This is a genomic window from Ensifer sp. ZNC0028, from assembly GCF_000799055.1.
Lineage (GTDB): Bacteria > Pseudomonadota > Alphaproteobacteria > Rhizobiales > Rhizobiaceae > Ensifer.
Window position 1 is genome coordinate 44,337 of record NZ_JTLA01000104.1, and the last position, 7,259, is coordinate 51,595.

Genomic DNA, 7,259 nt, shown 5'->3' on the forward strand with positions numbered 1-7,259 from the left:
GACGGACAGAGTCGTTGCCACCGTATGTCCGGTCAGATCGTCATGCTGCGGGAGTTCACCGAACGCAGTTATGGCCGGTTCGGTCCGGTAACTTCGAACCCTCAGCCCCAGCCCCTCGATGCTGCCGGGCCGAACCAACCCCTTGCGCTTCGCCGTCCCTACAATTTGCCCTGAGGGCCGGCGAGCACGGCCGCAGCGCCGATGATGGCGCCCGGCGTTTCCTTGTCCTTCATCGATTGCAGCAGGATCGCGCAGCCGCTGTTTCCGGGGCGCTCGGTCAGCACCGTCGCCGGCAGCGTAAAGGTCGCAGGCTGGCCGTCCCACATGCCGATCGTCTGAATGTCACGCACCGCATGCCAATAGGGGACTTCCTTGCCGCTGTTTTCCCCCTTTTCCATCTTCACGATCTTGGCGCGATCGAAATAGACGACGACGACATTGGCCTTGCCGATGCCGCTGCCGACGGTGATTTGGATTTCTTCACCGAGGATCTTGGCGTCGACGGGAACGGCAAGCCCCTTGCCTTCCGCCTTCATCGTTTCCAGCCGCGTCTTGATTGCCTGCAGGTTGCCGCCGTTCAAATGGTCGCGGCCATTCAGGATCGCCTGCGGCGTGTAGACGCCGTTGCGACCGAGCATGCGCGCATAGGCATATTGCCGCTCGGTGTTTTCCTTCGATGCCAGCGTGTCGGCCCAGCCGAGATAGTTCCAGTAGTCGACGTGATAGGCGAGCGCCACCACATCGCCTTCGTCGACCAGCGACTTCAGCGCCGCATCCGCCGGCGGACAGGACGAACAGCCCTGGCTGGTGAACAGCTCGACAACGCCCTTGACCGCCTGTTTCTCCTGCGCCCCGACGGGGGTACTGGCGGCTGCGAGCAGCCCGAGAGCCAGTGCAACAGGACGAATGAAAGAACGGTCTGCGGATGTCATGGCGTCACTTCGTTACCGGCCGTCGGCCTACTCCTTGTGGGGGAGTTCACTACATACGACGCCCCTGCATCAACGGGAAGTCACGTTGGAGTGAGGTGGCAAGTGAGTGCGATCTAGCAGCCGGATCGCGGCAGTTGCACCTCAAAGAAAGAGCCGGGGCGCCTTTCGGCGTCCCGGCTCAAGAGTCTTGTCTGCGCTCGCGCGATTAAGCAGCGAGGTCGCGCAGAACCGTCTGCAGGATGCCGCCGTTGTTGACGTAGGTCACTTCATCGAGCGTATCGATACGGCAGACCAGCGGCACGTCCTTCACGCTGCCGTCGCCATAGGTGACCTTGGCAACGCGCTTTTCGCGCGGCTGGACGTTGGCGAGGTTTTCGATCGTGACGATCTCATCGCCCTTGAGGCCCAGCGATTCCCAGGTCGTGCCTTCTTCGAAGACGAAGGGAATGACGCCCATGCCGACGAGGTTCGAGCGGTGGATACGCTCGAAGGACTGCGCGATGACGGCCTTGACGCCGAGCAGGTTGGTGCCCTTGGCAGCCCAGTCGCGCGACGAGCCGTTGCCGTATTCGACGCCGGCGAAGATGACGAGCGGAACGCCCTCTTCCTTGTACTGCATGGCAGCGTCGTAGATCGACATCTCTTCCTTCGACGGATAGTGGATGGTGTAGCCACCTTCCTTGCCGTTCGGGCCGAGCATGTGGTTGCGGATGCGGATGTTGGCAAACGTGCCGCGCATCATCACCTCATGGTTGCCACGACGCGTGCCGTACTGGTTGAAGTCGGCAACGCCGACGCCATGACCGATGAGGTAGGCACCAGCCGGCGAGGCAGCCTTGATCGAACCGGCCGGCGAGATGTGGTCGGTGGTGATCTTGTCGCCGAAGAGACCAAGCACGCGGGCGCCCTTGATGTCGGAGATGCCCGAACCGGACTTGCCCATGCCGACGAAGTAGGGCGGGTTCTGCACGTAGGTCGAACCGTCGTCCCAGGCGTAGGTCTGGCCCGGAGGAACCTGAACGGCCTGCCAGTTTTCGTCGCCCTTGAACACGTCGGCGTACTTGGTCGCGTAGAGTTCGCGGGTGACGTACTTGAAGATGAACTCCTGGATTTCCTTGGAGGTCGGCCAGATGTCCTTGAGGAAGACCGGCTTGCCGTCCTTGTCTTCGCCGAGCGGCTCGCTGGTGAGGTCCTTCTGGACGGAACCTGCAAGCGCGTAGGCGACGACGAGCGGCGGCGAAGCGAGGTAGTTCGCCTGGACGTCCGGCGAGATACGGCCTTCGAAGTTGCGGTTGCCCGAGAGAACGCCGGCGGCGATCAGGCCCTTGTCGTTGATCGTCTTCGAGATCGGCGCCGGCAGCGGGCCGGAGTTGCCGATGCAGGTCGTGCAGCCGAAGCCGACGAGGTTGAAGCCGAGCGCGTCGAGGTCCTTCTGCAGGCCGGACTTGGCGAGGTATTCGCCGACGACTTGGCTTCCCGGTGCGAGCGAGGTCTTGACCCAGGGCTTGGACTTCAGGCCCTTGGCGACCGCATTGCGGGCGAGAAGGCCGGCAGCGATCAGGACCGACGGGTTGGAGGTGTTGGTGCACGACGTGATCGCGGCGATGGCAACGTCGCCGTGGCCGAGATCGAAATCGGTGCCTTCGACGGCGTAGCGGTTCGAAAGCTGGCCCGGCTTCTTGTAGTCGCCTTCAAGTGCAGTTGCGAAGCCCGAGGCGATGTTTTCGAGCGGGATGCGGCCTTCCGGACGCTTCGGACCAGCCATGGCCGGAACGACGTCGCCGAGGTCGAGTGCGAGCGTGTCGGTGAAGACGAGCTCGGAGCCGTCACCGTCGCGCCACATGCCTTGCGCCTTCGAATAGGCTTCGACGAGAGCGATGCGGCTCTCTTCGCGGCCGGACATGGTGAGGTAGTTGATGGTTTCGCTGTCGACCGGGAAGAAGCCGCAGGTCGCGCCGTATTCCGGGCCCATGTTGCCGATGGTGGCGCGGTCGGCGAGCGTCATGTTGTCGAGGCCCGGGCCGAAGAATTCGACGAACTTCGAGACAACGCCCTTCTTGCGCAGCATCTGGACGACCATGAGCACGAGGTCGGTCGCGGTAACGCCTTCCTTGAGCTTGCCGGTCAGCTTGAAGCCGATGACCTCGGGCAGGAGCATGGAGACCGGCTGGCCGAGCATCGCGGCTTCCGCCTCGATACCGCCGACGCCCCAGCCGAGAACGCCGAGACCGTTGATCATGGTGGTGTGGCTGTCGGTGCCGACGCAGGTATCCGGGTAGGCGGTGATTTCGCCATCTTCTTCACGGGTCCAGACGGTCTGGCCCAGATACTCCAGATTGACCTGGTGACAGATGCCGGTGCCCGGAGGCACGACGCGGAAGTTCTTGAATGCCTGCTGGCCCCACTTCAGGAAGCGGTAGCGCTCGCCGTTGCGCTCGTATTCGAGTTCGACGTTGCGGGCGAAGGCGTTCGGCGTGCCGAATTCGTCGACGATGACGGAGTGGTCGATGACGAGGTCGACGGGAACGAGCGGGTTGATCTTCTCCGGGTCGCCGCCGAGCGAGACCATGGCGTCGCGCATCGCTGCGAGGTCGACGACGGCCGGAACGCCGGTGAAGTCCTGCATCAGCACGCGGGCCGGGCGGTAGGCGATTTCGTTTTCAGCCGTGCCCTTGTCGTTGAGCCAGGCGGCAATGTTCTCGATGTCCTTCTTGGTGACGGAGCGGCCATCTTCGTTGCGCAGCAGGTTCTCGAGCAGAACCTTCATCGAGTAGGGAAGCTTGGATACGCCGGCGAGACCGTTCGCCTCAGCCTTGGGCAGGCTGTAATAGACGTAGTCCACACCGTTGACGGTGAGCGTGGAGCGACAATTGAAGCTATCTAGGGACTTGGACACTGGATAATACCCCGTTCCGTCTGATCGCCAAAAACTGACGTACGAACGCCCGAGCGCCTGTGAAGCGCGAATTGGGATGCGGGTGCGGCCATTTCCGCTGTCCGTACGTGGAAATTCTTTCCATGTTCGGCGCTTGGATGAAATTCACGCCGACCGCTGGCGTGTTGGCCGCCTTATAGATAATTTCTCCAAAACGTGCCAGAGCAACGAAGGTCGAAAGGGGACTTTTTTTGCCCTGCGACAAGGAGAGTGAAGGGAAGCTGATAGTTCATGCGCCTCATGGCTGAAGGGTTGAGCGCGAAGCGCGGTGAGGATCTGATTTTTAACGATATTTCCTTTGTTCTCGACGCCTCGGAAGCCCTTGTCGTGACAGGCCCGAACGGGTCGGGAAAGTCGACTTTGCTGCGGGTTCTGGCGGGGTTGTTGAGGCCCGAAAGCGGGCATCTGAAACTTGAGAATGGCCCCCCGGAAATAGCCCATCCATCCGAGCTCAGCCACTATCTCGGACACCGCAACGCGATGAAGCGCGAACTGACCGTCGCGGAAAATCTCTCCTTCTGGCGGGACTTCATGGGTGATTCACCAGAGGGGAAGGGCGCGACGCTCACCGAGGCCGTCGAAGCGGTCGGCTTGCCGGATATCGCTCATCTGCCCTTCGGCTATCTCTCGGCCGGACAGCAGCGGCGCATGGCGATGGCGAAGCTGCTCATTGCCTATCGGCCGATCTGGATCCTCGACGAGCCGACAGCAGCCCTTGACGCCGGCGCCGACCGGCTGTTTGCCGACCTGGTGAAGGCACATCTTGGCAAGGGCGGCATCGTCATTGCGGCGACCCACCAGCCGCTCGGGCTCGACCGCAAGAAGGAACTGCACATGACGGGGTTCGAGCATCTGGCGGGAGACCACTGGCATGATGCATAGGGACGCGATGCCTGGACGCCCATTGCCGGAAAACGCGCCCGTGCCCAACCGGACACTGCCGCTATGATCGCGCTCTTCTTCCGCGATCTCAAATTGTCGATCCGCGCCGGCGGCGGGGCGATGATCGGCGTGCTCTTTTTCATGACGGTGGTGGCTGTCATTCCCTTCGGCGTCGGTCCGGACCTGAACCTGCTTTCGCGCATCGGACCCGCCATTCTCTGGATTGGGGCGCTGCTCGCCTCGCTGCTCGGTCTCGATCGGCTGTTCCAGGCCGAGCGCGACGATGGCTCGCTCGACCTGATGCTGATGCAGGAAATGCCGCTGCTTGCCACCGTCTTCGTCAAATGCGCGGCTCATTGGGCGGCGACCGGCCTGCCGCTGGTGATCGCCTCGCCACTGCTCGGGCTCTTCATGAACATGAGCGAGATCGCCATCGGCGCCACCATGCTGACGCTTCTGATCGGCACGCCGGCGATCACCTTCATCGGTGCAGTGGGTGCGGCCGTTGCCGTGTCTTTGCCGCGTGGGGGGCTGCTGGTATCGATCCTGGTGCTGCCGCTGGCGATCCCGGTGCTGATCTTCGGCGTCAGCGCCGTCTATGCGGCGATCGAAGATCCGGCGCCGTTCCTGCCGCCTTTGATGATCCTTGCGGCGATCACCCTGTTCTTTGCCGTCATCGGCCCGGTCGCCGCCGCTGCCGCCCTTCGGCACGCGTCCGATTGACGCAATCGCGCCAGAACGGGCGAAAGTGTTTGCGGCGTTCCCATGGATTTGGCGCTAAACTGTTCAGATCGAACACCTTTATGGTCCGCGCTCCAACTCGATCGTGATCGGGCGATTGACGCGGATCAATTGCAGCCGGGCGCCTTAAGCGTTAAAGAGCCAACATGAGCGAAAACAGCCTGGCCATCCGCAAATTCAGCGATCTCGCCAACCCGACGCGGTTCCTGGCGTTGGCCGACCGTCTGCTGCCCTGGCTTGCCGGGTTGACGGCGCTGTTCTTCGTTGCTGGCGTCTGGCTTTCCTTCACGACGGAAGGCGACTACCAGCAGGGCGAGACGGTGCGCATCATGTATGTGCACGTGCCGGCCGCCTGGCTGTCGATGATGTGTTATTCGGTGATGGCCCTCGCCGCCCTCGGTACGCTCGTCTGGCGCCATCCGCTTGCCGACGTCTCCTCGCGCGCTGCAGCGCCGATCGGTGCCTGTTTCACCTTCCTGGCGCTCGTCACCGGCTCGCTCTGGGGCAAGCCGATGTGGGGCACCTGGTGGGTCTGGGACGCGCGGCTGACCTCGGTCTTCGTGCTGTTTCTCATGTATCTCGGGCTGATGGCGCTCAACCGCGCGATCGACGATCCCGCCCGGTCCTCCAAGGTTTCGGCCATTCTGGTCCTGGTCGGCTTCGTCAACATCCCGATCATCAAGTTCTCGGTCGAATGGTGGAACACGCTGCACCAGCCGGCGAGCGTCATGCGGCTCGACGGGCCGACGATCGATCCGGAATTCCTGCGGCCGCTGATCGTGATGGCGATCGCGTTTACGCTGCTGTTCTTCACGCTGCACATCGCCGCCATGCGCAATGAAATCCTGCGTCGGCGCGTCACAGCACTCAGGCGTCTCGCGGCCCGTGCTGCCGGACGGGGAGCCCGCGCGTAATGATGAGCCACGCCGCCTATGTTTTCACAAGCTACGGCATCGCGACGGTGACGGTGCTCGGGCTGATCGCCTGGGTCGTTTTCGACGGTCGCGCCCGCCGTCGCGAACTGGCCGAACTTGAGGCTTCCGGCATCCGCCGGCGCTCCGCCGGTCACGCCCCGGGAGAAACGCCATGAGAAACATCCCCGCCCCGCGCGGCGAGGAGCGTAAGCCTGGGCCGATGCGCTACATTTTGGCGGCGCTGCCGCTGATCATCTTCGCTGCGCTTGCCGCGATCTTCTGGAGCCAGCTCAATTCCGGCAAGGATGTGAGCGAAATCCCCTCGGCGCTGATCGGCACCAAGGCCCCGAAGCTCGACATGCCGGTGCTCGAAGGCGCCACCCGTGACGGCCAGCCGATGCCGGCTTTGACCGATGCGGCGATCAAGGGCAAGCTGACGCTCGTCAACGTCTGGGCCTCCTGGTGCGTGCCCTGCCGGCAGGAGCATCCCTTCATCCTGGAACTGTCGAAGGATCCGCGGCTGACCGTCGTCGGCATCAACTACAAGGACCAGAACGAAAACGCGCTCAGGTTCCTCGGCGAACTCGGCAATCCCTTCTCCGCCATCGGCGTCGATCCGCGCGGCAAGGCAGCGATCGACTGGGGCGTCTACGGTATCCCAGAATCCTATCTCGTCGGCGCTGACGGCACGATCCTCTACAAGCGCGTCGGCCCGTTCGACGAAAATAGCGTGAAAACCGGTCTGCTGCCGGCGATCGAGAAGGCGGCTGCGGGCTCGTGAGCGCTTGGGCGCTGTCGTCGGAAACTGCCCCCTCATCCGGCCTGCCGGCCACCTTCTCCCCGCTCGCGGGGAGA

7 protein-coding genes are annotated in these 7,259 nt (G+C 63.1%); 5 read left to right on the plus strand and 2 right to left on the minus strand.

Features of this window, described 5'->3' with window-relative positions:
* Positions 1-158: 158 nt before the first annotated feature.
* Both L981_RS24285 and acnA read right to left on the minus strand, forming a co-directional pair.
* The gene (locus tag L981_RS24285; RefSeq protein WP_043622306.1) at positions 159-932 is read right to left on the minus strand and encodes a thioredoxin family protein; all 774 of its coding nucleotides are present in this window, start codon (positions 930-932) and stop codon (positions 159-161) included.
* A gap of 205 nt (positions 933-1,137) precedes the next feature.
* Positions 1,138-3,828, minus strand: a complete 2,691-nt coding sequence (gene acnA, locus L981_RS24290) for an aconitate hydratase AcnA (RefSeq protein ID WP_043622309.1) — start codon at positions 3,826-3,828, stop codon at positions 1,138-1,140.
* 270 nt (positions 3,829-4,098) lie between these two features.
* Between acnA and ccmA the strand changes: the two genes are divergently transcribed.
* From ccmA to L981_RS24310, 5 genes are all read left to right on the plus strand, one after another.
* Positions 4,099-4,749 (plus strand): heme ABC exporter ATP-binding protein CcmA, encoded by a 651-nt coding sequence (gene ccmA / locus L981_RS24295; protein ID WP_043622312.1) that lies wholly within the window; start codon positions 4,099-4,101, stop codon positions 4,747-4,749.
* Between the two features lie 63 nt (positions 4,750-4,812).
* On the plus strand, positions 4,813-5,472 hold the full coding sequence (gene ccmB / locus L981_RS24300; RefSeq protein ID WP_043622315.1) for a heme exporter protein CcmB: 660 nt from the start codon (positions 4,813-4,815) through the stop codon (positions 5,470-5,472).
* A 164-nt stretch (positions 5,473-5,636) separates the two neighbouring features.
* Positions 5,637-6,404 (plus strand): heme ABC transporter permease, encoded by a 768-nt coding sequence (locus L981_RS24305; RefSeq protein WP_043622318.1) that lies wholly within the window; start codon positions 5,637-5,639, stop codon positions 6,402-6,404.
* A complete protein-coding gene (ccmD, locus tag L981_RS34025; protein ID WP_082006145.1) occupies positions 6,404-6,580 on the plus strand; it encodes a heme exporter protein CcmD in 177 nt (58 codons plus the stop codon). Before L981_RS24305 ends, ccmD begins: the two co-directional genes overlap by 1 nt.
* Positions 6,577-7,185 carry a DsbE family thiol:disulfide interchange protein gene (locus tag L981_RS24310; protein WP_043622321.1) on the plus strand — a complete coding sequence of 203 codons (609 nt, stop codon included), beginning with the start codon at positions 6,577-6,579 and terminating at the stop codon, positions 7,183-7,185. Before ccmD ends, L981_RS24310 begins: the two co-directional genes overlap by 4 nt.
* Positions 7,186-7,259 lie beyond the last annotated feature (74 nt).

Coding starts and splice junctions, on each gene's coding strand:
- L981_RS24285 (WP_043622306.1), bottom strand. CDS start 932: ATGACATCCGCAGACCGTTCTTTCATTCGTCCTGTTGCACTGGCTCTC.
- ccmA (WP_043622312.1), top strand. CDS start 4,099: ATGCGCCTCATGGCTGAAGGGTTGAGCGCGAAGCGCGGTGAGGATCTG.
- ccmB (WP_043622315.1), top strand. CDS start 4,813: ATGATCGCGCTCTTCTTCCGCGATCTCAAATTGTCGATCCGCGCCGGC.
- L981_RS24305 (WP_043622318.1), top strand. CDS start 5,637: ATGAGCGAAAACAGCCTGGCCATCCGCAAATTCAGCGATCTCGCCAAC.
- ccmD (WP_082006145.1), top strand. CDS start 6,404: ATGATGAGCCACGCCGCCTATGTTTTCACAAGCTACGGCATCGCGACG.
- L981_RS24310 (WP_043622321.1), top strand. CDS start 6,577: ATGAGAAACATCCCCGCCCCGCGCGGCGAGGAGCGTAAGCCTGGGCCG.